The 24,802-nt window shown below is 63.1% G+C and carries 16 protein-coding genes and 1 riboswitch; of the genes, 10 read left to right on the plus strand and 6 right to left on the minus strand.

The genetic code is table 11. The annotated features are described in order from the left end of the window. Nucleotides 1-189 precede the first annotated feature (189 nt). From EIC84_RS05700 to queF, 4 genes are all read left to right on the plus strand, one after another. Nucleotides 190-3,162 carry an Rne/Rng family ribonuclease gene (locus EIC84_RS05700; RefSeq protein ID WP_034362719.1) on the plus strand — a complete coding sequence of 991 codons (2,973 nt, stop codon included), beginning with the start codon at nucleotides 190-192 and terminating at the stop codon, nucleotides 3,160-3,162. 107 nt (nucleotides 3,163-3,269) lie between these two features. Continuing rightward, nucleotides 3,270-4,070 carry a peroxide stress protein YaaA gene (gene yaaA / locus EIC84_RS05705; protein WP_003067720.1) on the plus strand — a complete coding sequence of 267 codons (801 nt, stop codon included), beginning with the start codon at nucleotides 3,270-3,272 and terminating at the stop codon, nucleotides 4,068-4,070. A gap of 45 nt (nucleotides 4,071-4,115) precedes the next feature. Beyond that, nucleotides 4,116-5,015, plus strand: coding sequence for a 2OG-Fe(II) oxygenase (locus EIC84_RS05710; RefSeq protein WP_003067722.1), 900 nt, complete (start codon nucleotides 4,116-4,118; stop codon nucleotides 5,013-5,015). A 76-nt stretch (nucleotides 5,016-5,091) separates the two neighbouring features. Then, nucleotides 5,092-5,937, plus strand: coding sequence for an NADPH-dependent 7-cyano-7-deazaguanine reductase QueF (gene queF / locus EIC84_RS05715; RefSeq protein WP_003067725.1), 846 nt, complete (start codon nucleotides 5,092-5,094; stop codon nucleotides 5,935-5,937). Nucleotides 5,938-6,033: 96 nt separating this feature from the next. Here queF and EIC84_RS05720 read toward each other — a convergent pair whose 3' ends face one another. The 4 genes from EIC84_RS05720 to EIC84_RS05735 form a co-directional block, all read right to left on the minus strand. Then, nucleotides 6,034-8,394, minus strand: a complete 2,361-nt coding sequence (locus tag EIC84_RS05720) for a hypothetical protein (RefSeq protein WP_003067727.1) — start codon at nucleotides 8,392-8,394, stop codon at nucleotides 6,034-6,036. Nucleotides 8,395-8,468: 74 nt separating this feature from the next. After that, nucleotides 8,469-10,025, minus strand: a complete 1,557-nt coding sequence (locus EIC84_RS05725) for a PAS domain-containing methyl-accepting chemotaxis protein (protein WP_003067729.1) — start codon at nucleotides 10,023-10,025, stop codon at nucleotides 8,469-8,471. 137 nt (nucleotides 10,026-10,162) lie between these two features. After that, nucleotides 10,163-11,380 (minus strand): DNA polymerase IV, encoded by a 1,218-nt coding sequence (gene dinB / locus EIC84_RS05730; protein WP_167598995.1) that lies wholly within the window; start codon nucleotides 11,378-11,380, stop codon nucleotides 10,163-10,165. A gap of 199 nt (nucleotides 11,381-11,579) precedes the next feature. Continuing rightward, a complete protein-coding gene (locus EIC84_RS05735) occupies nucleotides 11,580-13,100 on the minus strand; it encodes an amino acid permease (RefSeq protein WP_003067734.1) in 1,521 nt (506 codons plus the stop codon). Between the two features lie 543 nt (nucleotides 13,101-13,643). Further along, a riboswitch (glycine riboswitch) is annotated at nucleotides 13,644-13,743 on the plus strand. A 171-nt stretch (nucleotides 13,744-13,914) separates the two neighbouring features. Here EIC84_RS05735 and EIC84_RS05740 point away from each other — a divergent pair. Beyond that, nucleotides 13,915-15,183, plus strand: coding sequence for a D-amino acid dehydrogenase (locus EIC84_RS05740; RefSeq protein ID WP_003067736.1), 1,269 nt, complete (start codon nucleotides 13,915-13,917; stop codon nucleotides 15,181-15,183). A gap of 100 nt (nucleotides 15,184-15,283) precedes the next feature. Further along, entirely contained in the window at nucleotides 15,284-16,714 is a 1,431-nt protein-coding gene (locus EIC84_RS05745; protein WP_134737302.1) for an amino acid permease, read from the plus strand. 162 nt (nucleotides 16,715-16,876) lie between these two features. Here the strand turns inward: EIC84_RS05745 and EIC84_RS05750 are convergent, their stop codons facing one another. Continuing rightward, nucleotides 16,877-17,809 (minus strand): DMT family transporter, encoded by a 933-nt coding sequence (locus EIC84_RS05750; protein WP_034362722.1) that lies wholly within the window; start codon nucleotides 17,807-17,809, stop codon nucleotides 16,877-16,879. 351 nt (nucleotides 17,810-18,160) lie between these two features. Between EIC84_RS05750 and nhaA the strand changes: the two genes are divergently transcribed. Further along, nucleotides 18,161-19,549 carry a Na+/H+ antiporter NhaA gene (gene nhaA / locus EIC84_RS05755; protein WP_003067742.1) on the plus strand — a complete coding sequence of 463 codons (1,389 nt, stop codon included), beginning with the start codon at nucleotides 18,161-18,163 and terminating at the stop codon, nucleotides 19,547-19,549. A 76-nt stretch (nucleotides 19,550-19,625) separates the two neighbouring features. Here the strand turns inward: nhaA and EIC84_RS05760 are convergent, their stop codons facing one another. Next, complete coding sequence (locus tag EIC84_RS05760; RefSeq protein WP_003067744.1) at nucleotides 19,626-20,804, minus strand: alpha-hydroxy acid oxidase; 1,179 nt, start codon at nucleotides 20,802-20,804, stop codon at nucleotides 19,626-19,628. A gap of 32 nt (nucleotides 20,805-20,836) precedes the next feature. Here EIC84_RS05760 and EIC84_RS05765 point away from each other — a divergent pair, with 32 nt between their 5' ends. The 3 genes from EIC84_RS05765 (at nucleotide 20,837) to lldP (ending at nucleotide 24,786) form a co-directional block, all read left to right on the plus strand. Further along, the gene (locus tag EIC84_RS05765) at nucleotides 20,837-21,025 is read left to right on the plus strand and encodes a hypothetical protein (protein ID WP_131361368.1); all 189 of its coding nucleotides are present in this window, start codon (nucleotides 20,837-20,839) and stop codon (nucleotides 21,023-21,025) included. Continuing rightward, nucleotides 21,003-22,661, plus strand: coding sequence for an L-lactate permease (locus EIC84_RS05770; RefSeq protein ID WP_003067746.1), 1,659 nt, complete (start codon nucleotides 21,003-21,005; stop codon nucleotides 22,659-22,661). Before EIC84_RS05765 ends, EIC84_RS05770 begins: the two co-directional genes overlap by 23 nt. Before the next feature lie 460 nt (nucleotides 22,662-23,121). Further along, nucleotides 23,122-24,786, plus strand: a complete 1,665-nt coding sequence (lldP, locus tag EIC84_RS05775) for an L-lactate permease (RefSeq protein ID WP_003067748.1) — start codon at nucleotides 23,122-23,124, stop codon at nucleotides 24,784-24,786. The last annotated feature ends 16 nt before the right edge of the window (nucleotides 24,787-24,802 follow it).

Genomic DNA, 24,802 nt, shown 5'->3' on the forward strand with positions numbered 1-24,802 from the left:
CGGCCTGTACCTCCGCTACTGACTTGAGATCAGGCCAGTAGCGCCGTCCTGTACCGCCCCAGATTCCTCATCCGTTTCAACTCGTTCGTCTGGCATCACGGCTCCTGTTGAGCCTGTCTTTGATTACCAGTCAAAGGTGCGTTGGTCTGTGACCAACGTGCCTCATAAAACGAATAAAGGAAACGCATCATGAAACGGATGCTGATTAACGCGACGCAGTCCGAAGAACGCCGCCTGGCCATTGTGGACGGCCAGAAGCTGCTGGACTACGAGATCGAGATCGAAGGTCGCGAACAACGCAAGGGCAATATCTACAAGGCCGTCGTGACCCGCGTCGAGCCATCTCTCGAAGCCTGCTTTGTGGACTACGGCGAAGACCGTCACGGCTTCCTGCCCTTCAAGGAAATCTCCAAGCAATACTTTGCCGAAGGCGTCTCGCCCAGCCAGGCCCGCATCAACGACGTGATCCGCGAAGGTCAGGAGCTGATCGTCCAGGTCGAAAAGGAGGAGCGCGGCAACAAGGGTGCAGCCCTGACCACCTTCATCTCGCTGGCCGGCCGCTATGTCGTGCTGATGCCCAACAACCCCCGTGGCGGTGGCGTTTCGCGCCGCATCGAGGGCGAGGACCGCGCCGAGCTCAAGGAGGCCATGGACCAGCTCGAGTACCCCAAGGGCATGTCCATCATTGCACGCACTGCCGGCATCGGCCGTTCGGCCCCCGAGCTGCAGTGGGACCTGAACTATCTGCTCAAGCTGTGGAGCGCCATCGACGGCGCCGCCAAGGCCTCCAAGGGCGCCTTCCTGATCTATCAGGAATCCAGCCTGGTGATCCGCGCCATCCGCGACTATTTCAACAATGACATCGGCGACATCCTGATCGACACCGATGACATCTACGAACAGGCCCAGCAGTTCATGGCACATGTGATGCCCGAGCACGCTGCCCGCGTCAAGCGCTACCGCGACGACGCCCCCCTGTTCTCGCGCTTCCAGATCGAGCACCAGATCGAGTCCGCCTATTCGCGCACCGTGACCCTGCCCTCGGGCGGCGCCATCGTGATCGACCATACCGAAGCCCTGGTCTCCGTGGACGTGAACTCGGCCCGCGCCATCAAGGGCGGCGATATCGAGGAAACCGCGACCCGCACCAACCTCGAGGCAGCCGACGAAGTGGCGCGCCAGATGCGCCTGCGCGACCTGGGCGGCCTGATCGTGATCGACTTCATCGACATGGAAGAGGCCAAGAACCGCCGCGAAGTGGAAAACCGCCTGCGCGATGCCCTGCGCCAGGACCGCGCCCGCGTGCAGTTCGGCACCATCAGCAAGTTCGGCCTGATGGAAATGAGCCGCCAGCGCCTCAAACCCGCCTTGTCCGAGGGCGCCCACATCAACTGCCCACGCTGCGGCGGCTCCGGCCACATCCGTGACACGGAAAGCTCGGCGCTGCAGATTCTGCGCATCATCCAGGAAGAGTCCATGAAGGACAACACGGCCGCCGTGCACTGCCAGGTGCCCGTGGAAGTGGCCTCCTTCCTGCTCAACGAGAAGCGCAGCGAAATCACCAAGATCGAGCTCAAGCAGCGCGTCAACGTGATCATGGTGCCCAACAAGTCCATGGACACGCCGCACTACAAACTCGAGCGCCTCAAGCACGACGACTCGCGCCTGGAATCCATGGAAGCCAGCTACAAGCTGGCCGACGAGCCCGAAGAGGTGACCACGGTCACACGCCGCTCGCAGGAGCCTACCAACAAGCAGACTCCCGTCATCAAGGGAGTGCTGCCCGATGCTCCCGCGCCGATTGCCGAGCCTCGCCCACCGCGCCAGCCTCGCGCTGCCGCTGCGACGCCCGCTCCCGCTGCTGCCCGCCCCGTGGTGCGCGAGCAAGGCTTCTTTGCCTGGCTCAAGAATCTGTTCGGCTTTGGCGCACCGGCTCCCGTGGCAGCGCCCGCTCCCGTGGCCGAGGCTCCCGCTCCTGCCGCCCGTGAAGGCAGCCGCGACGGCCGCCGAAGCGAAGGCCGTGGCGGCGACCGCAACCGCCGTGGCGGTGACCGCAATGAGCGCAGCGACCGCAACAGCGCGGAGCGCAATGGCAGCGAACGCGGCGACCGCAACAACCGCCGCAATGCCCAGGGTCGTGACGAGCAGCAACGCAACGAGCGTCCCGAACAGCAACAGCGTCAGGACCGTCCCGAGCGCGGCAACCGCCGCGGCGGCGAACGCAACGAGCGTCGCGACGAGCGCCAGCCCCAGGTGGCAGAAGCTGCTCTGAACGGCGAAGAGTTCAACGCAGCTCCCAAGCCCGAGCGCAACCGCCAGGAACGCGGTGAGCGTACAGAACGCAATGAGCGCGGTGAACGCGGTGAAGGCCGCCGCGAGCGTCAGAATCGCAACGCCGATGCCCAGCCCGCCATGCAGGCCGTGGCCGACGAAACGGTGCTGAACACCGCCCAGGTCGACGCTGCGGATGCGCAGGCACAGGATGGAGCGCAAGGCGATCCCGCACGCGAGCCCCGTCAGCGCCGTTCGCGTGACCGCTACGGCCGTGACCGCCGCGACCGTGCACCGCGCGATGCCCAGGCAGAAGGCCAGGCTGCAGAGCAGGCTGCCGAAGCCCAGGCCCCGGTCGAAGTGCCTGCCGCAGACGCTGGCGAGCAGCCGGCACGCCGCAGCTACTTTGATGCTGTTGCGCCTCAGGCTCAGGCAGAGCAAGCGCCTGTTGCTGCAGAAGTGCAGGCACCCGTGGCTGCAGAAGCCGTGGTGGCATCGGTCGCCCCTGTGGCAGAACTCTCTCAGCCCGTGCAAGCAGAACCTGCTGCTACCGCAGAGCCTCAGGCTGCCGCCGTGGAGCCTGTGGCTGAAACCGAGGCTCCTGCTCCGGCAGTCGCAACGAAGGCACAGAGCTATGCGCTGCCGATTGCCGAGCTGCAGGCCCTGGCAGCCGCATCGGGTCTGGAATGGATCAACTCCGATGCCGAAAAGATCGCCGCCGTCCAGGCTGCGATTGCCGCTGAGCCCAAGCCCGTGCGCATTCCGCGCGAGCGCCCACCGGTGGTGGTGCTCGACGAAGGCCCGCTGATTCTGGTCGAGACCCGCAAGGATCTGAGCCTGATGCAGCTGCCGTTCGAGAAGGAAGAACAGGCTGCAGGCGTCAACGCCTAAGCAGACTGCCTTCCGGCATCACAGGGCCAAGGGGACTGTCCACTCCGGTGGATGGGGCCTTGGCCCTTTTTCATGCGCCCTTTCTTTGATTGAGTGAACGTCAAGCCATGTTGTTTCTGATCTCTCCGGCCAAATCGCTGGACTATGAAAGCCCTGTTTCCGCCGAGTTGCCGCACACGCTGCCGGTTTTCAAAAAGCAGCCCCTGGAACTGATCGAAGTGCTGCGCGAGAAATCGCCCCAGCAGATTTCCGAGCTCATGAGCATCAGCGACAAGCTGGCCGTACTCAATGTGGGCCGCTACGAAGCGTTCAGTGCCAAGTTCACCACCAGGAACTCGCGCCAGGCCGTGCTGGCCTTCAATGGCGATGTCTATGAAGGCCTGAATGCCGCCAGCCTCAAGCCCAGGGAGCTGGACTGGGCCCAGGAGCATGTCGTGATCCTTAGCGGCCTCTACGGCGTGCTGCGCCCGCTGGATCTGCTGCAGCCCTACCGCCTGGAGATGGGCACCCGGCTGGAAAACGCCAAGGGCAGCAACCTCTATCAGTTCTGGGGAACCCAGATTGCCGACTACCTGAACGAACGCAGTGCTGCGCAAGCCGAGCACGGTGACGCCCAGGCCGAGCGCATTGTCGTCAACCTGGCGTCTCAGGAATACTTCAAGGCAGTGGATCTCAAGGCGCTCAAGGCCCCCGTGGTCGAATGCGTTTTCGAGGACTTCAAGGGCGGCAAGTACAAGATCATCAGTTTCCATGCCAAGCGCGCACGCGGACTGATGGTGCGCTGGGCCGTACAGCACAAGGCCAGGAAGGTGGCCGACCTGCGCAAGTTCGACCTGGAAGGCTATGCGCTGGCCGAGCAGGCCAGCACGCCCGGCAAGCTGGTGTTCCGCCGCAAGCTGCAAGACTGACGCTGCGCATTGAAATCGGCATCAGTGCACACTAGCATTGTCGACATGAGCACCTCCACCCAAGACGAGTTCGTCACACCTCCCGGCCTGACACCCGAGCTGATGCAATGGGTGCGCGCGCAAAGCGCCTCCGGCGTATCGCTGCCATCGCTGCTGCAGTCCATGCGCAAGGCTGGCTGGGCCGAGCATCTGGCGCGCCGCGCGCTGGCTCTGCCCGAAGAGGGTGAACTGCCCCTGCCTTTCGCAGCAGCCCGGCCCGAAACCGAAGTGGCAGTGCAGGTCCATGAGTCAGGGGTTCCCGAGCCTGATCTGCTGACCGATCCCTGCTGCGTCCATGCCGGCGATCGCGATGTCCATGTGCTGATGAGCGTGCGCCACCCGCGCGTGGTGGTGTTCGGCAATCTACTCTCCGACGAGGAGTGCGATGCCATCATCGCAGCTGCCCGCCCGCGCATGCGGCGCTCGCTGACCGTGGACAACCAGAGCGGCGGCGAGGCTGTCAACGATGACCGCACCAGCAATGGCATGTTCTTTCAGCGCGGCGAGAACGAGCTCATCAGCCTTGTCGAGCAGCGCATCGCACGCCTGCTGAACTGGCCGCTGGAAAACGGCGAGGGCATGCAGGTGCTGCACTACCGGCCTGGCGCCGAATACAAGCCGCATTACGATTACTTCGCACCCAACGAGCCCGGCACGCCGACCATACTCAAGCGTGGCGGCCAGCGTGTGGGAACCCTGGTCATGTATCTCAACGAGCCCGCGCGCGGCGGCGCAACCACCTTTCCCGATGTAGGGCTGCAGGTCGTTCCGCGCCGTGGCAATGCCGTATTCTTCAGCTATAACCGGCCCGACCCGGCCACCAAGACCCTGCACGGCGGCGCTCCCGTGCTGGAAGGCGAAAAATGGATTGCCACCAAGTGGCTGCGCGAACGAGAGTTCAAGTAAAAAAACAGGCTCCAACCCATACTTACAAAGCGCCAGCAGCTATCTTTTTTACTGCTGGCCATTTTGTTTTTGAATCATGCACACCCCTGAACAATCGCAGCTGGGCAAAAGCTCGGCCTATGTGGACCAGTACGACGCGTCCCTGCTCTTCCCCCTGCCACGCCTGACCAAGCGCGAGGAAATCGGCGCCGCCATCAACCCGCCGTTCTTTGGCGCCGATCTGTGGACCTCATTCGAAGTTTCCTGGCTCAATCTGCGCGGCAAGCCCCAGGTGGCGCTGGCGCATTTCACCATCCCCTGCGAAACGCCCAATCTGATCGAGAGCAAGTCCTTCAAGCTGTATCTGAACAGCTTCAACAACACCCGCTTTGCCGACGCCAGCGAGGTGCTGGCACGCCTGCGCACCGATCTGTCCGAAGCCACCTGGCGCGGCAGCGAGGCCCAGGGCAGCGTGGGCGTGCGGCTGCTGCAGGCAGAGCAGTTCGATGCCCAGCAAGTGCATGAGCTGGACGGCCTGCTGCTGGACCGCCTCGATGTGGAGTGCACCCGGTACACGCCGGCTCCCGAGCTGCTGCGCGCCAACCACGACGAAGCCCCCGTCAGCGAAACCCTGGTCAGCAACCTGCTCAAGAGCAACTGCCTGGTCACCGGCCAGCCCGACTGGGGCAGCGTGCAGATTCAATACAGCGGTGCGCAGATCGAGCAGGAAGGTCTGCTGCAGTACCTGGTGAGCTTTCGCAATCACAACGAATTCCATGAGCAATGCGTGGAACGCATCTTCATGGACATCTGGACCCGCTGCAAACCCATCAAGCTGGCCGTCTACGCCCGCTACACACGCCGCGGCGGCCTGGACATCAACCCCTTCCGCACCAGCCACCCGGGTGCCCTGCCCGCCAACGTGCGTACGGCACGCCAGTAACACCAGCACCGACTCAATCAGGGGCAGCAAGCAAGGGCCGCCCCGCAGCAAAGCTGCCGTCCCCCCAGGGGGAAGCCGCAGAGTGGCTCAAGGGAATCAACTCTTCCATGGGCAGTCATCCTGTCCCAGCAAAGCCTCGGCATAACGCAGATCCTGAATGCGCAGCCACAGCCCGTTCATGCCCTGGCGCAGGGGCTCGACGGCAGCACGCTGCCAGGTCTGCGCTACCACGAGCTGACGCGCCGCTGCGGGCTCCGACTGGGGCTTGTGAACCGCGCTGGCCTCGCCCTGCAGCGCCACTTCGTCAGGCAAGGGCAGATCCTGCCAATGCAGGCCCTGGGCATCCCAGCCCTGCAGCACCGGCATGCGCGCCTTGAGTGTCAGCGTGCGTACTTCCTTTTCCACGGGGTTGAGCCAGTGCAACTGCCATTGACCCAGCTCGCCATAGCGAGTCTCCACGGGCTCCAGCAAGGCCCAGCCTTCGCCTGAAGGATGGGGACAGGCGCAGGGCCCGACACCACAGAACGCCAGACCGCTGCGCGTCATGATCACGCCGTCCTTGCGAGGTTCATCATGCTGCCAATAGTGGTTGACGCGCTCGTTCACGCCGCCCCACCACCAGACGGTGTCGCCGCGCACATCATCACGCCAGACATAGTCGCCGTCGGAACAGGGGTGTTGAATCTGTCTCACCTCGCGCCAGCGCGGCAGCAACTGCCAGCGCCCTTGCGCATCGGGCGCCAGTTCGCGCTCTGAGTAGAGCGGGCGCCAGTCGGGTCTTGCCAGATGGCTGGCCGATACGGACTGCAGAGGCCAGCGCCAGGATGCGGTGGAGGGGTCCCAGTCCTTGTCCGCCAAGCTGGCCGTCAGCGCCAGCACGCGCAGGCGGGCAGCCATGCCGCCCTTGACCGAAGGCACAGCGGCCAGCCGCACCACGGGCCAGGGCAGGTCCACGCTTTGCAGGCGCTCCCCGTCCCAGACCTGCAGGCTGCCGCTGCCACCGCGAATCGGTGCACGCCCATGCGGCATGAGAATCGCCCAGCGTCCCTGCACGATCACGTGTTCCAGCGCCCAGGTGCCGGGCAGATGGCGTTCGCCCCATTGCAGGTTGTAGGCCGCCGTTTCGCCCAGCTCCTCCCTGGCAGGCTTGGACAGGGTCCAGATCAAGCGCTGCCCCTTGAGCGGCTCGCTCTGCGCGCGCCACAGCGCGGGCTGCGCCGGATCACGCAGCCAGTCGAAACACAAGGGAAGCGAGGGTTTGAGGATGGGCAGGCCATCGCGCTGATGGGCAGCGCAGACATCCACCTCGCTCATGGCGCAACTGATGCTGGTGCCATCGTGCAGGCGCTCGGTCTCGGGCGTATCTAGCTGCACTTTCTGCAGCAGCAGTTCATTGAGCCAGCTCAGCGGCAAAACCGCTGGCGCTTGCGGCTCGCTCGGCGGCTCAAGATCCGGCAGGGCCAGGGCCCAGGGCTTGCGATCCTCGGGCATCAACTCCGGCCATTGCTGCCAGCCTCGCTCCATGGTCCAGACGGCCAGCCGCAGGCTGGCCTGGCTGGCATCGCCCTGGGTGGGGTAGGCATAGAGCGCAAAGGCCCGGGCATCGGCACGCCAGACCATGCTGTGGCTCTCGTCCAGCACCCAGGGCTGGGCGGCCTCACCCAGCATCAGCTGCCAGTGCGGATTCTGCAGCGGAGCCATGGGATAGCGCAGCTTGCGCAGCGAAGCCGGCCAGTGGCGCTGCAGCGCCACCGGCGGCACTGAGGTGGGCTGAGCCGGTTGTGGCAGAGTCGGCATGGGCCGGGCGACTTCGGCAGGCAGACAGTCGGCCGGCACCCAGAGATCCACCACCTGCAGCAGGGACTGCGGCTGCGCAGCCATATGCTCGCCCAGCCAGGCCTCGAAGCTGGCATCAGACATGATCACATGCGCATCGTCGGCAATGCCGCTTTCGTTGATGCTCTCGCCACTCCAGCGCGGCATGCGCCAGTGGATGGCATCCAGCAGCTCGCCTTCCGGCTTGCTGATCACCCAGCTGCGACGTGATTTGCGATCGACCAGATGGGCGGCCTCGCTGTCATAAAAGCCCGTGCGCAGCCAGCGCCCGTCATAGGAGGTGTGCATGTCCATCTCCCAGACATGGGGCAGGTAGACGCCGTCCGCACACAGCACATCGCCATAGATGGGACCGCCCATGCCGCGCTCGCCCTGGGGGCGAAAATTCACATCCCTGCTGGCCTCTGACGCCGTATCCGCCTGCGCCGCAAGCGCTTGATCGGAGAGTGTCTGCGCCGCCACCTCCGACGCCGTTCCGGCCTGGGCCACGGACGGCTCGGCCTCCTGCTGGGCAGTTGCAGACGACGCGGGTCTGGCGTCAGCGCGCAAACGCGATATCAGCCAGATCAGCAAACACAGGGCCAGCGCCGCAATGGCGATCAGGATCAGCACAACACTCATGGCGCAATCCTACCGAAAGCCGATGTGAAAAAGGCAGCTCCAAGGCTGCCTTTTCAGAGCAAGACCACAAAAGCCTAGAGATGGAACACGTCCACCGAACGCTCCAGCGTCTTGGCACTCTGGCGCAGCGATTGCGCAGCACTGGTCGACTGCTCCACCAGGGCCGCATTCTGCTGGGTCACGGAGTCGAGCTGGGCCACGGCCTCGTTGACCTGGGAGATCCCTATCGACTGCTCACGCGTGGCAATGCTGATCTGGTGCACCAGGGAGCCGACCTTGTCCACGGCCTGCACCATGCCGTCTATGGTCTGACCCGCGGCACGCATGCGCGCGTTGCCGTCATTGATGCCGTCGACCGTGCGGTTGATGAGCACGCTGATCTCCTTGGCCGCTTCGGCGCTGCGCTGGGCCAGTGCCCGCACCTCGCCCGCCACCACGGCAAAGCCGCGACCCTGCTCGCCGGCCCGCGCCGCTTCCACGGCCGCGTTCAGCGCCAGCAGATTGGTCTGGAAGGCAATGCTCTCGATCACGCCAATGATCTCGCTCATGCGGGTGGAGGAGCCGCGGATATGCTCCATGGCCAGTCCCACTTCGCTGATGGCCGCGCCGCTGCGGCTGGCCACCTTGCTGCTCTCGTCGCTGGCACCGGCCATGAACTGTGCCGTATCGGCCGTCTGCGACACGGTGCCCGAAATTTCCTCCATCGAGGCCGCAGTCTGCTGCAGGCTGGTGGCCTGTGACTCGGTACGCCCTGCCAGATCGAAACTGCTCTGGGCGATTTCATGGGCGGTCTGGGCAAAGCCCTGCACCTCGGTACGCACATCGCCCACCACGGCGCGCAGATTGATCTGAATCTGCTGCAACCTCAGCATCAGCGCCCCCACGGCACCGCTGTAGCTCTGGCTGCATTCGGTGCTCAGATTGCAGGCTGCCACATCGGCCGCAAAGCGGCTGGCTTCCTCCAGTCCCGCCACGCAGCGCCGTTGAAAGCGCCACAGCACGAATGCGCCGCCTGCCACCAGGCTTGCAGCACGCCAGCCCCAGGCGGCCGCACCCTGCCAGCCCAGCATATCGGGCAGCATGGCGATCAAGGCCACGATGGCCAGCAACCAGGCCATGCGCGCCACCAGGCCCACATCCTTGCGACCGTCCCACCAGCCCATCAGCCCCAGACGGCGCACCGCGCCCGCACGCAGGCGGAAGCTGGCCTGGGCCTGCTTTTCCTCGTTGCGCATGCGCGCGTACAGCGCTTCGGCTTCGGCCACTTCCCTGGCCGAAGGCTTGGTACGCACCGACAGATAGCCGCTGGGCTTGCCGCCTTCCATGATGGGCGTGACATTGGCGCGCACCCAGTAGTGGTCGCCGTTCTTTCGGCGGTTCTTGACCAGTGCCGTCCAGGGATAGCCATGGGCGATGGTGCGCCACATGTCCTTGAAGGCGGCGGCCGGCATGTCGGGATGGCGAATCAGATTGTGCGGCTGGCCGATCAGCTCTTCATAGCCATAGCCGCTGACGCGCACGAAGGCGGGATTGCAATGGGTGATCTCGCCCTTGGTGTTGGTGCTGGAGACCAGCAGCTCGTCACCTGGAAAGTCGTAGTTTTGTTGAGATACCGGCAGGTTCAGGCGCATGCTTTGCACTCCTCCAATAAGCCTGTTTAGTTTTTGTTCGAGAGTGAGCGATCAGGCATCCCGTCGACAGCTGGTTAACCAGATACACAAATTCACACTTGGATCATCGCACAGTGATCATTCCCGAGCCCCCAGGCTCAGAACAGAGATGCGGTATAGGGATCCGAATGCTTGACCGAGGTCAAACCATGAGGTCTGAGCAGCAGCTCGCGAGCCGCAGGATCGCCGGCACTTGCCTGCCAGAGCTGCTCGGCAATCAGGCCCGAGACCTTGACCCCCAGCAGCCTGATGCGCTTGCCAAGCGGCACGCGCTTGAGGCATTGGCCTGCGGCCAGGCGGATGGCTGCCGCATTCTGTATCGGCAGGTTCAAAGTCTGGTCCCGCGTGGCGATCCTGAAATCGTCATAGCGCAGCTTGATGCCCACGGTGCGCCCCACATAGCCCTTGCGCTGCAGATCCTCGGCCAGACGCTCGCACAGGTCCGTGAAGATCGCGCCCAGTTCGGCCTTGTCGCGCACGGCATGCAGATCGCGCTCGAAGGTGGTCTCGCGACTCATGGAAACCGGCTCGCTCTCGGTTACCACGGCGCGTTCGTCCCGCCCCCAGGCAGACTCGTGCAGCCAATGGCCATAGCTTTTGCCAAACCAGTGCAGCAGCTGCGGCAGGCTTTGCGCGGCCAGGTGACCAATGGTTTCTATGCCCAGGCTCTTGAGCTTGGCATCGGCCTTGGGCCCTATGCCGTTGACCTTGCGGCAGGCCAGCGGCCAGATCCGGCTTTGCAGATCTTCGGGCTGGACGATGGAGATACCGTTGGGCTTGTTGAACTCGCTGGCCATCTTGGCCAGCAGCTTGTTGGGAGCCACACCGACCGAGCAGGTCAGGCCCGTGGCATCGAAGATGGATTTCTGGATCAGCCGGGCCAGCACGCGTCCGCCTTCGCGCTGGCCGCCGGGCACGTCGGTGAAGTCGATGTAGACCTCGTCCACGCCGCGGTTCTCCATCAGCGGAGCAATCGACACGATGATCTCTTTGAAGGCCCGGGAAAAGCGCCTGTACTCGGCAAAGTCCACGGGCAGAAGAATCGCCTGCGGGCACAGCCTGGCGGCCTTCATCATGCCCATGGCCGAGCCCACGCCGAACTGCCGTGCCGGATAGGTGGCCGTGGTGATCACGCCGCGCCCCGTGTAATCGCGCAGCAGCGGAAAGTCCGCCACCGGGATCTCGGACAGCGGCCGCCCCGCATGCCGCGCCAGCAGCTCTTCGTCAAAGCTGCGCCTCCCACCACCGATCACCACCGGCAGCCCCTTGAGCTGCGGGTAGCGCAGCAGCTCCACGGAGGCGTAGAACGCATCCATGTCCAGATGCGCGATGCGCCTGGGTCTGGGCTCGGGGCTGGTGGGAAGATCGCTCACAGCACCGATTTTGCCTGGGCTGGCCAGAGACGGCAGTCATGCGTCAAACAGGCACACAGACACCGGGAAACGGCAAGCAGCGCCAGCCCCCGGACCTGCTGCCATCCCCTCCCGAACAGAGAAGGGGAAGGCTCAAACAGCCTCAGGACGAAACCTTGCCCTGCTTGATGTCTTCGAGCTCGTCAAAGCGCATATCGGCATAGCTGACCCAGGTCTTGCGCTTGACCAGCCAGTAACCCAGCCAGAACAGCAGGAACAGCGGAATGCCCAGATAGGTCGACACCACGCCGCCCCAATCGATGCGATCTTCCAGGAAGGCCTGATAGTTCTGGCCCAGCGTCACCACCAGACACAGCACGAAGGCAAAGATGGGGCCGAAGGGGAAGGCGCCGGCCTTGTAGGGCAGCAGACCCACATCGTGACCATGCATGACATAGCCGCGACGGAAACGGTAGTGGCTGACGGCAATGCCCAGCCAGACGATGAACTCCGTCATGCCGGCCAGATTCAGCAGCCAGATATAGACGGCCTGCGGGCTGTAGAGCGAGGAAAAGAGGCACAGGCTGGCGACCAGCGTGCTGCCGATCAAGGCCACCAGCGGCACGCCGTTCTGGGTCAGCCGGGAGAAGATGCGCGGTGCATTGCCCTCGGTCGCCATGTTGTAGAGCATGCGCGTGGCTGCATACATGCCGGAGTTACCGGCCGACAGCACCGAGGTCAGGATCACCGCATTCATCACCGTGGCCGCCGACAGCAGGCCCGCGTGCTGGAACACCAGCGTGAACGGGCTCACGGCGATATCGGCCACATCGGTGCGCAGCAGCTGCGGATCGGTATAGGGAATCAGAAAGCCGATGACGACAATCGCCAGCACATAGAACAGCAGGATGCGCCAGAACACCTGGCGAATCGCACGCGGCACGTTCTCGCGCGGATTCTCGGATTCGCCCGCCGCCACGCCCACCAGCTCCGTGCCCTGGAAGGAATAGGCCACGATCATGGCCACGCCCACAAAGGTCGCGAAATTGCCGACGAATGGCGCATCGCCCGTGGTCCAGTTCTCGAAGCCCGGTACATGGCCGTTGCTGATGATGCCGAACAGAATCAGCACGCCGGTGATCAGAAAGGCCACCACGGCCAGCACCTTGATCAGCGCGAACCAGTACTCGGCCTCGGCAAAACCGCGCGCGGAAAACGCGTTCAGCCCCACCATCAGCAACAGGAACAGGCCGCTCCAGAGGATGCCCGGCACATCGGGAAACCAGTAGGCCATGACCAGTTGCGAGGCCACCAGATCCACCGCCACCACCACGGCCCAGCTGAACCAGAAGTTCCAGCCCAGCGCAAAGCCGAAGCCGCGATCCACATAGCGCGAGGCATAGGTCGAGAAGGAACCGGCCACCGGCATGAAGGCAGCCAGCTCGCCCAGGCTGGTCATGATGTAGTACACCATGATGCCGATGAGCAGATAGGTGAGCACGGCACCGCCGGGGCCGATCTGAGCGATGGCCGAGCCGGAGGCCACGAACAGGCCCGTTCCGATGGCGCCGCCAATGGCGATCATGCTCAGGTGGCGCTGCTTGAGCACCCGGTGCAAGCGGGGCTGGTTATCGTCACCATCACCAGTCGGCGCGAGCTGCTGGCTTGAGTTGGGTTGGGACATAAATGTCTTGTTGTAATGGTTTGCGCCCATCCGGACAAAACACCCAACCATCCCGCAGGCGCTGCGACAGGCAACGCAAAAAGGCGACCATGACGGTCGCGGGCAACAAGGACAAAGGAACGAAGCCATGACAGCAGAACGCCATGGCGGATAGGCCAGTTGCATCCTGAATCGGCAGCCACCCCAGTCGGGTGCTTCAATGGCAAAGCGGTGATATCGCCGGGCCCATTGACAGGCAAAGACGATATTTTGCCCAAATCCACCGCCGACCATGACCCGCCATGCCAATGCAGGGGCTGACTCTGGGGCTGCTCGGCGGCACTTGACAGCGTCTATCGCTATGAATTTAGAAGCACACTGCGCTTTAATAAATTCATTTTCATAGACAAATAATCAATATTCCCTTGAAGGATAAGCGGCAGGCGCTATCAAATAGCATGGACCCGACATGAGCAGCCATGGCTGAGCCTTGGCGCAGAAGTCTAGAAAACCCGTATATCCAGGCGCCGCCATTCTTCCTACATTTGCCCACAGGCTCTCAGCCCGGTGATGCCGAGAGAGACTGCAGCGCAAACTTGGCGCATGCAGCGCCGAAGGAGCAACCGCCCCGGAAACTCTCAGGCCAAAGGATCGGCATCGCTTTCACACACTCTGAAGAATGTCCGGACGTCATCGTCCGCCGGGCATACCGAAGGAGCAAGCGAGCAGCGCCGCAAGGCCCTGCCTCGTGAATCTCTCAGGTCCAGAACAGAGGGGGCGTTCGCTGCGCATGTTGCGCACGGGCTCCACCCTTGACGTTTCTGGAATCTGAATCATGAAGACAATCGCCGTCATCGGCGGTGGCATCACGGGCGTGACCACCGCCTACGCCCTCGCACGCCGCGGATTTTCCGTCACCCTGTTCGAGAAGCAGCGCTATGCCGCCATGGAAACCTCGTTCGCCAATGGCGGCCAGCTCTCGGCCTCGAACGCCGAGGTCTGGACCCATTGGTCCACCATCGTCAAGGGCCTCAAGTGGATGTTCAAGAGCGATGCTCCGCTGCTGCTCAACCCCAGGCCCAGCTGGCACAAGATTTCCTGGTTCTGCCAGTTTCTCGCTGCCATCCCCCATTACGAGAAAAACACCGTGGAGACCGCCAGGCTGGCGATTGCGGCACGTGAGCACCTGTTTGACTGGGCGGCCAGCGAAGGCATTGACTTCGATCTGAAGCAAAAAGGCATCTTGCATATCTACCGCGACCGAGCAGGCTTTGAACATGCGGGCAAGGTTTCCCGGTTGCTGGCCAAAGGCGGTCTGGAGCGCCGCGCCGTGACACCGCAGGAGATGCGCTCCATAGAGCCGACCCTGTCCGGAACCTTCTACGGCGGCTACTTCACCGAGAGCGACTCCACGGGCGACATCCACAAGTTCACCAGCGGCCTTGCCGCCGCCTGCGAGCGACTGGGCGTGCAATGCCGCTACGGCCAGGAAATCGTGTCGGTGAACAGCAATGGCAAGCAGGCCAGCGTGACCGTGCGCCAGGGCCTGGAAACCGAGACCTCGACTTTCGACGCCATGGTGGTCTGCGCAGGCACGGCCAGCCGCGCCCTGGCCGCCCAGCTCGGCGACAGCGTCAACATCTATCCGGTCAAGGGCTATTCCATCACGGTGAATCTGCCGGACGAAGCCAGCCGCGCCGCAGCCCCCGTGGTGAGTCTGCTGGACGACGAGACCAAGCTGGTCACCAGCCGCCTCGGCGACGATCGCTTCCGAGTTGCCGGTACGGCGGAGTTCAACGGCTTCAACAAGGACATCCGCGCCGACCGCATCCGCCCGCTCATCGAATGGGTTCAGCAGTGCTTCCCCGGTGTCAGCACGCGCAGCGTCGTGCCCTGGGCTGGCCTGCGCCCCATGATGCCGGACATGCTGCCGCGCGTGGGCCCCGGCAACAAGCCCTGCGTGTTCTACAACACCGGCCACGGCCATCTGGGCTGGACCTTGTCGGCCGTCACCGCCGACATGGTCGGCGACCTCGTGCTGCAGTCCATGGGCAGCGCCAGCAGACAGCCCCGACCGGCCACGCTGAGCACCGCCAGCGCCTGACCACGACCTGAAAACCTCATCAACAAGCCAGACACGGCAGCCGCAGCGCCCCGTGAGGGGCAGCTGTTGCCGTGTGAATGGCAAAACGGAGACATACAACATGAGTCGAAATCATCCAAGCGCAGCCGGGGAGTCGCTGCAGCAGACAGGGGAGCTGGAGCGCGGCCTCAAGGACCGGCACATCCAGCTGATCGCCCTGGGCGGTGCCATTGGCGTGGGCCTGTTCCTGGGCTCGGCCAAGGCGATCCACAAGGCCGGGCCACTGCTGCTGGTCAGCTACGCCATCGCGGGGCTGGCCATCTTCTTCATCATGCGGGCACTGGGCGAGTTGCTGGTGCACCGCCCGGTGGCCGGCTCTTTTGCCACCTATGCCGAAACCTATGTCAGCCCCTGGGCCGGATTCGTCACTGGCTGGACCTACTGGTTCACCTGGGTGGTGACGGGCATGGCCGAGCTCACGGCCATAGGCATCTACACCCATTACTGGTTTCCGGCCATTCCGCAATGGGTTCCGGCGCTCGCCACCCTGGCCGTGCTGCTGGGCGTGAATCTGATTGCGGTCAAGGTCTTCGGCGAGCTGGAATTCTGGTTCGCGCTGATCAAGGTCGTGACCATTGTTGCCACGCTGGTGCTGGGTGTGGCCATCATCACCACGGGCTGGGGACCGCTGGGCCAGACGGCAAGCTTCGCCAATCTCTGGTCGCACGGCGGCTTTGCGCCCGTGGGCATGGTGGGCGTGGTCTTCACCCTGCAGATCGCCTGCTTTGCCTATACCGGCGTGGAGCTGATCGGCGTGACGGCCGGCGAGGCCGAGTCGCCCGAGAAAGTGCTGCCCCGTGCCACCAACAGCATCGTCTACCGCATTCTGATCTTCTATATCGGCGCCCTGATCGTCATCATGTCGCTGGTGCCCTGGAACGAACTCAGCCCCGACATGAGCCCCTTCGTCCATGTCTTCGACAAGCTGGGCATTCCTGCGGCCGCCGGCATCATCAACTTCGTGGTCATCACCGCCGCAGCCTCTTCGTGCAACAGCGGCATCTTCAGCACGGGCCGCATGCTCTATACGCTGGCGCAATTCAAACAGGCGCCCACCAGGCTGGGCAAGGTCAATTCACGCCATGTGCCGGCCGCCGGCATTTTGATCTCTGCAGCCTTCATGCTGGTCGGCGTGGTGCTGAACTATCTGGTGCCCGAGGAAGCCTTCATCTACGTGACCAGCATTGCCACCATAGGCGCCGTCTGGACCTGGGGCATCATCGTCTTCTCCCATCTGCGCTATCGCCGCGCCGTCAGCCTGGGTCATGCCGCAGCCGTGGCCTACCGCATGCCCGGCGCGCCGTTCACCAACTGGTTTGTGCTGGCCTTTCTGGCCGTGGTGCTGGTCTGCCTGTCGCTGGATGCCAGCACCCGCGTGGCGCTCTATATCGCGCCCCTGTGGTTTGCGCTGCTGACGATCGGCTACCGGCTCTACGCGGTCAAGCCCGAGCAGCGCCAACGCCTGGCGCAAGCGCAACAGCAAGCCGCCTGAGGCGCAGCACAGCCGCGCTGTCGATGCCCTGGCTGCAGCTGAGACAGCGACAGCCGCGGCAGCACGCTATTGATTCAGAAGCTTCTTGCGCTTTTTCATAGTTCATTTCAAAGACTTTTAGCTTTGAAAACGAGCACTGACAAGCGCTGGAAGCTCTTGAGATCAGAGCTGCAGACAGATCAGCACCAGGCCCAGCATCATCAGCGCCATGCCCAGCTTTTCGGTCAGCGACAGCTTCTCGCTGAACACCTTGCGCGAGACGATATAGCTGAATACCACCTCCACCATGCCCAGGGTGCGCACGGCAGCGGCCCCCTGCATGGCATAGGCGGTGAACCAGGCCAGCGAGGCCGCAGCGCCCATGCTGCCGGCCAGCAGCGAGATACGCCAGGCCTTGAAGATGGGACGCAGGCCCTGCTCATGGGTTCTGGCAATCCAGGCGCTCATGACGACGGACTGCATGGTCTGCGCGATCAGCACGCCCCAGGCCCCGGACAGCCAGGGCGAGCTCACGCCCAGTGTTGCGATCTCGACCGCGCCGCCGCGAAAGCCCACCGTGGCCAGCGCAAAACAGGCGCCGCAGATCAGCCCGTAGACCGAAGATTTGCTGGTCCAAGCCGAGAGCGTGAACAGCTGCCCGCGCGGCGGCAGCGACAGCATCAGCACGCCCACGGTGGCAAGCACCATGGCCAGCAGCGCCAGCCGGCTCGGCAGCTCATGCAGGAACATGGCGGCAAACAGGGCCACCTGCAGGACCTCGGTCTTGGACAGCGTGACCGCCACGGCAAAGTTGCGCTCCTTCATGGCCATGAGCAAGGCAGCCGTGGCAGCAACCTGAAAGAAGGCACCAAGCGCGATCCAGCCCAGATACGCGGCACTGAACTTCGGCAGCACCAGGGACGGATCGCCCAGACTGTACAGCGCCAGCAGATAGATGGCAGCAAACGGCAGGCCATAGAGAAAGCGCACCAGCGTGGCTGGCAAGGTGCCGACCTGCGCCGTCAGCGAGCGCTGGGCCGTGTTGCGCACCGTCTGCGCCGCCGCCGCAAACAGCACCACCCCCACCCACAAATATTCCATTCCTATGCCCGGCATGAGACGCTTTCTTTTTTTGTTAGCGCGCCAGCATAGCGCCGGCTGCCGGACGGTGCTGACGCGATTCGTGCAGTCCACCCGCTCAAGCCAAGGCGACGTGAAGCGCGAACGGCTTCCGTTCTGGTGACGAAGCCTCCACCCCGGCAAAATAACCTCAAATCCAGACCATTTCTGCGTCTTTAGCTACAATTTCAGCTGGGTGCCCGTCACACAAGGTGGCGATGGCAGGTGAATGTTCATGCGCAGGTCGGGCCGCCAGCGCGCCAGTCGTTTGCAGTGCAGACGGCACCAGCAGGAATTGCCTCAGGTGCCGCACGCCTTCAGCGTACGACTTCAGACACCTACCCACACATGGACCCACAAACACTTGTGCAGGCCCCTGCGCCTTTTGCATCCCAAAATTCACCCCGTGTTCCCGCGCTGCAATCCGCGACCGAGCGCGTGCAGGCACAAATCTCGCACCTGCTGCATATCGAATCCTTTGCCGGCATGGTGCTCATGCTGGCCGCTGCCGTCGCCCTGATCTGGGCCAACTCCGCTGCGGCGCCAAGCTACTTTGCACTATGGCATGCCCCCGTCGCGCTGACGCTGGGCCCGTGGAGCTTCAGCACCGATCTGCATTTCATCGTCAACGATGTGCTGATGACGGTGTTCTTCCTGGTCGTGGGCATGGAAATCCGTCGCGAGCTGCACAACGGCGCGCTGGCCAGCCTGCGCCAGGCCAGTCTGCCGCTGATCGCTGCCATCGGCGGCGTGGCCGTGCCCGCGCTCATCTACGTGGCCCTGGCGGGCAACGACAGGACGCTGCTCAACGGCTGGGCAATTCCGACGGCGACCGACATCGCGTTTGCCGTGGGCGTGCTGGCCTTGCTGGGCCGCAATATTCCGGGAGCGCTGCGCATCTTCCTGCTGGCCCTGGCCATCATCGACGACATCGTGGCCGTGCTCATCATCGCCTTCTTCTACTCGGGCGGGCTGCAGGCCATGGGCTTTGTGGTGGCCGCAGCCGGCGTGCTGCTGGTGCTGCTGTTCAACCGCATGGGCATTGCCGCCGCTCCTCTGTATGTGCTGCCCGGAGCCATTCTCTGGTTCGGTCTGCTCAAGACCGGCGCTCATCCCACTCTGGCAGGTGTGGTGCTGGGTCTGATGACGCCTGTGTTTGTACGTCCCGCCTCCATGCCGCTGCTGATCACGGCACAGACGGCCATGCGCAAGGCCGGTGAGCAGATGCTGAGCGGCCGCCCCGATCCGCAGCACCTGCTGCAGGAGTTGCGCATTGCCCAGCTCGCACAGCGCGACCTGCTGCCGCCTGCTCTGCGCCTTCCCATGATTCTTCATCCATGGGTGGCTTTTTGCATCATGCCCATTTTTGCGCTGGCCAATGCCGGCGTGCAGTTCTCGGGCATAGACCTGAGCGCTGCCGCACCGCAGACCACGGCCATGGCCGTGCTGGTGGCCCTGGTGCTGGGCAAGCCCCTGGGGGTCTTCATCTGCACCTGGCTGGCCGTCAAGAGCGGGCTGTGCAGCCTGCCCGAGGGCCTGAACTGGCGCGGCGTGCTGCTGGTGGGCCTGCTGGCCGGCATAGGCTTTACCATGTCCATCTTTGTCGGCGGTCTGGCCTTTGCGGATGCTTCCCTGCTGGGCGCGGCCAAGCTGGGCATTCTGGCCGGCTCGGCCATGGCAGCCTTGCTGGGACTGGGCTATGGCTTTGCCATGCGCAAGCGTTTCGAGCAGCCCTGAACGCCACGACACACCGCCGGAAAATCAAAAAGGTCAGCCCTGCAAAGGACTGACCTTTTTTCATGCCGCAGAACAATCAGCTCTGCTCGAAAGGTTTCGGGTAAGTGCCGGGCAACAGAATTTCTTTGCCAACCTGGTTGATATTGGTGTGCCCGCAGAAGGCCATGGTGGTGTCGAGCTCCTTGTGGATGATCTGCAGTGCCTTGCTCACGCCGGCCTGGCCATAAGCGCCCAGACCGTAGAGGAAGCTGCGACCTATCATCGTGCCTTGCGCACCCAGTGCGCGGGCCTTGAGCACGTCCTGACCGCTGCGAATGCCGCCATCCATCCAGACTTCGATATCCTTGCCCGCAGCCTCTGCAATCGATGGCAAGGCTGCAATCGAAGAAGGCGCACCATCGAGCTGACGGCCGCCATGGTTGCTAACCACCAGCGCGTCTGCACCGCTTTGTGCAGCCAGACGCGCATCTTCGGCATCCATCACGCCCTTGAGAATGATCTTGCCGCCCCAGAGCTTCTTGATCCATTCCACATCGCTCCAGTTCAGTGACGGATCGAACTGATCTGCCGTCCAGGACGACAGCGAGGACACATCGCCCACACCATCCACATGGCCAACGATATTGCCGAAGCTGCGGCGCTTGGTACCCAGCATTCCAAGGCACCAGTGCGGCTTGGTCGCGAGATTGATGAGGTTTGCCAGCGTGGGCTTGGGCGGGGTGGACAGGCCGTTCTTGATGTCCTTGTGGCGCTGACCCAGGATCTGCAGGTCCAGCGTCACCACCAGCGCCGAGCAGTTGGCTGCCTTGGCGCGATTGATCAGGCGCTCCATGAAGGCCTTGTCGCGCATCACATAGAGCTGGAACCAGAACGGATGGCGATCGGTGTGCTCGGCTATGTCCTCCAGCGAGCAGATGCTCATGGTGGACAGCGTGAACGGCACGCCAAAGGCCTTGGCGGCCTTGGCTCCAAGAATCTCGCCATCGGCATGCTGCATGCCGGTCAGGCCCGTGGGCGCAATCGCCACCGGCATGGCGACCTCCTCGCCGATCATGGTGGTGCGCGTGCTGCGCCCTTCCATGTTCACGGCCACACGCTGACGCAGCTTGATTGACTGGAACTCGTCTTCGTTGGCCCGATACGTGCCCTGGGTGTAAGAGCCCGAATCGGCGTAGTCATAGAACATGCGCGGCACACGACGCTTGGCCACCACACGCAGGTCTTCGATACAGGTGATTTTGGAAAGATCGCTCACGACTTCTAGCCTTGTAATTGGAGTTGAACCCGATGGTAGCCCTCATCGCCGTCATCGGCAGTTCACTATGGTTTGAAGTGATTTATGCCGGTTTTGAAATTTTCTTCAGCGAGGGAAAATCAAGGGCTAATGCTAGGTATGCAAGCCTATTCGCACAGCCACCATCCTTGTCACCACAACAAACAGGAGACAACAGAGATGGTTTGGCAACAGGTCTATGACCCTCTATCGAATATGTGGCTATCCACATTGCTGGCGGCCATTCCGGTCGTGGTGATGCTGGTGGGCCTTGGTTTTCTGCACATGAAGGCCCACCTGGCCGCAGGAGCAGGCCTGATTGCAGCGCTGCTGATTGCAGTCTTTGTCTACAACATGCCCGGCGAAATGGCGGGGCGCGCAGCCTTGTTCGGCGGCTTCACCGGCCTGCTGCCCATTGGCTGGATTGTGCTGAACATCATCTTCCTGCATCAGCTGACCGAGCAGAACGGCAGCTTCAAGGTGCTGCAGGATTCACTTTCCGGGATCACCGAAGACCGCCGCATCCAGTTGCTGCTGATTGCCTTTTCCTTCGGTGCCTTTTTCGAGGGCGCTGCCGGCTTCGGGACACCCGTGGCCGTGACGGCAGCCATCCTGATCGGCCTGGGCTTTTCTCCACTGGCGGCATCTGGTCTGTCGCTGATCGCCAATACCGCACCCGTGGCCTTTGGCGCCCTGGGCACGCCCGTCATCACGCTGGCCAAGGTCCATGGCTACGATCTGATGGAAGTGACCGCCATGATCGGCCGCCAACTGCCTTTCTTCTCGGTGCTGGTGCCGTTCTGGCTGATCTGGGCCTTTGCCGGTCGCAAGGGCATGATGGAGATCTGGCCCGCGATTCTGGTCACCGGCCTGTCGTTTGCCATTCCCCAGTATCTGGTCTCCAACTTCATCGGCCCCGAACTCGTGGACATCATCGCGGCCATCGTTTCCATGGCCAGCCTGATCCTGTTCCTGCGCGTCTGGCAGCCAAAGAAGATCTGGACCTCGGCCTCGCTGCGCGGCAAGGATATCAGCGCCTCCGAAGTCAAGCCGCCACAGCCCGTGGCCAAGCACAGCAAGAGCGCGCTGATCGCCGCCTGGACACCCTGGATCATTCTCTCGGTGTTTGTCTTCATCTGGGGCCTGCCGCCGGTCAAGGCCTGGCTCAACAGCCTGTTTGCCCCCGCCTTCCCCATGACGGGCCTGCACAATCTGATCGAGAAAATGCCGCCCGTGGTGCCCCAGCCGACCAAGGAAGGTGCTGTCTACACGCTGAACCTGCTGTCTGCCACCGGAACAGCCATTCTGTTCTCGGCCATCGTCAGTGCCTTCGTCATGAAGTACAACCCGGTGACCATAGTGCGCACCTTCTTCAAGACCACCTGGCTGGTGCGCTACTCGCTGCTGACCATCGTGCTGATGCTGGCCCTGGGCACGCTGACACGCTACTCGGGCACCGACACCACCCTGGGCCTGGCCTTTGCCAACACAGGTGTGCTCTACCCCTTCTTCGGCACGCTGATGGGCTGGCTGGGCGTGGCGCTCACAGGCTCGGACACGGCGTCCAACGTGCTGTTCGGCGGCATGCAGAAGGTCGCCGCCGACCAACTGGGCCTGTCCCCCAACCTCATGGGCGCCGCCAACAGCTCGGGCGGCGTGATGGGCAAGATGATCGATGCGCAATCCATCGTCGTGGCTTCGACCGCCACACGCTGGTTCAACCGCGAAGGCGACATCCTGCGCTACGTATTCTTCCACTCCATCGCCCTGGCCTGCCTGATGGGTCTGTTCGTCACCATGCAGGCCTATGTCTGGCCGTTCAAGCTGATGGTGAACTGAGCCCCCGAGCCGCTTTGCGGCTTGCCCTGACGGGACACCTCAAAGAGCCACACAGGCCCTTGCTCGGTATCTCTGGCCTGGGCCGCGGCGGTTTTCCGCCGCGCATGTCCCTTTTCTCAACCCACCAGATGGGCATTCCAGCAGCCGCAGCGCCTTCGAGCCTGCGGCTTTTTTGCGCCGTTTGCAGGTAATCAGCGTAATACCAATTCGCAAATTGGTATTACCAATCAATTATTCAAAACAAGGGAAAACCACTAATTCATGAGCAAAACCTCATTTCTATAATCCGCTTTACCCGAAATCGCCACATATTGGTCATACCAATTTAACAAACGAAGCCGAACAAGACTGCGTGACAGCGTCCGGCACAGGGTGACACGGTTGTTTAAAGAATTGACGGGGAAGCTTCTGGACGCTCAGGAGGGTTGCCCTCCCCGCATAAATCCAGGAGATCAAGGCAATGCAAGAAATCTGGTCGCAGAACTACGACCCCGCAGGCAATGTGTGGGTGTCGGCGCTGGTGGCGCTGATACCCATCATCTTTTTCTTTCTCGCTCTGACCAAGCTGCGCCTCAAGGGCTATGTGGCGGGCACCATCACGGTGGCGCTGTCCCTGGCCGTGGCGCTGCTCTTCTATCGCATGCCCGTGGCCAATGCGCTGGCAGCAGGCGTCTACGGCTTCTTCTATGGCCTGTGGCCGATTGCCTGGATCATTGTCGCGGCGGTGTTTCTCTACAAGGTCTCGGTCAAGACCGGACAGTTCGACATCATCCGCTCGTCGATTCTCTCGGTCACAGAAGACCAGCGCCTGCAGCTGATCCTGGTGGGCTTTTGCTTCGGTGCCTTCCTTGAGGGAGCCGCCGGCTTCGGCGCCCCCGTGGCCATCACGGCAGCACTGCTGGTGGGCCTGGGTTTCAGGCCTCTGTATGCAGCCGGCCTGTGCCTGATCGGCAATACCGCCCCCGTGGCCTTCGGCGCCATGGGCATTCCCGTCATCGTGGCCGGTCAGGTCTCGGGCGTCGATGTCATGGCCATCAGCCAGATGGCCGGCCGCCAGCTGCCGTTCATGACCATCATCGTGCTGTTCTGGCTCATGGCCATCATGGATGGCTGGCGCGGCGTGAAGGAAACCTGGCCTGCGGTGCTGGTCGGCGGCGGCAGCTTTGCACTCGGACAGTTTCTGACGGCCAACTACATCGGCCCCGAACTGCCGGACATCACCTCGGCCATCTTCGCCCTGGTGACACTGACCACTTTCCTCAAGTTCTGGCAGCCCAAGCGCATCTTCCGCTTCGACACCGAGCCGGGCGCAGCAAAGATCCAGACGACAGCCCCTGCCAAACTGACGACCGGCATGGTGATCAAGGCCTGGTCGCCCTTCATCATCCTCACGGCCATGGTGACCATCTGGAGCCTCAAGCCCTTCAAGGCGCTGTTCGCCTCGGGCGGTGCACTGTCCGGCACGGTCTTCAGCATTCCCGTGCCCATGCTGCACAATCTGGTGCAGAAAATGGCTCCCGTCGTCGCCGCGCCCACGCCCTATGGCGCGGTCTATTCCTTCAACTGGCTGTCGGCCACTGGAACCGCGATCCTGATCGCCGCCGTGCTCGCCATTCTTTTGCTGCGCCTCAAGCCAGCCGTGGCAGTCCAGACCCTGGGCGAGACCTTCAAGGAACTGGCCCTGCCCATCTACTCCATCGGCATGGTGCTGGCCTTTGCCTTCATCGCCAACTACTCCGGCCTGTCCACCACGCTGGCCATGGCGCTGGCCCATACGGGCAAGGCCTTTGCGTTCTTCTCGCCCTTCCTGGGCTGGGTCGGCGTATTCCTCACAGGTTCGGACACCTCGGCCAATGCGCTGTTCGGCGCTCTGCAGGCCACGACGGCCGCCCAGCTGGGGCTGCCCGAGGTTCTGGCCGTGACGGCCAACACCACCGGCGGTGTGACCGGCAAGATGATCTCGCCCCAGTCCATCGCCATTGCCTGCGCGGCCGTGGGCCTGGCCGGCAAGGAATCGGACCTGTTTCGCTTCACCGTCAAGCACAGCCTGGCCTTCCTGGTGCTGATCGGCATCATCTGCACGCTGCAGGCTTATGTGTTTCCGTGGATGATTCCTACCACCTGAAACTCCTGCCCGACCC

The organism is Comamonas sp. A23 (assembly GCF_004522605.1).
GTDB lineage: Bacteria > Pseudomonadota > Gammaproteobacteria > Burkholderiales > Burkholderiaceae_C > Comamonas > Comamonas thiooxydans.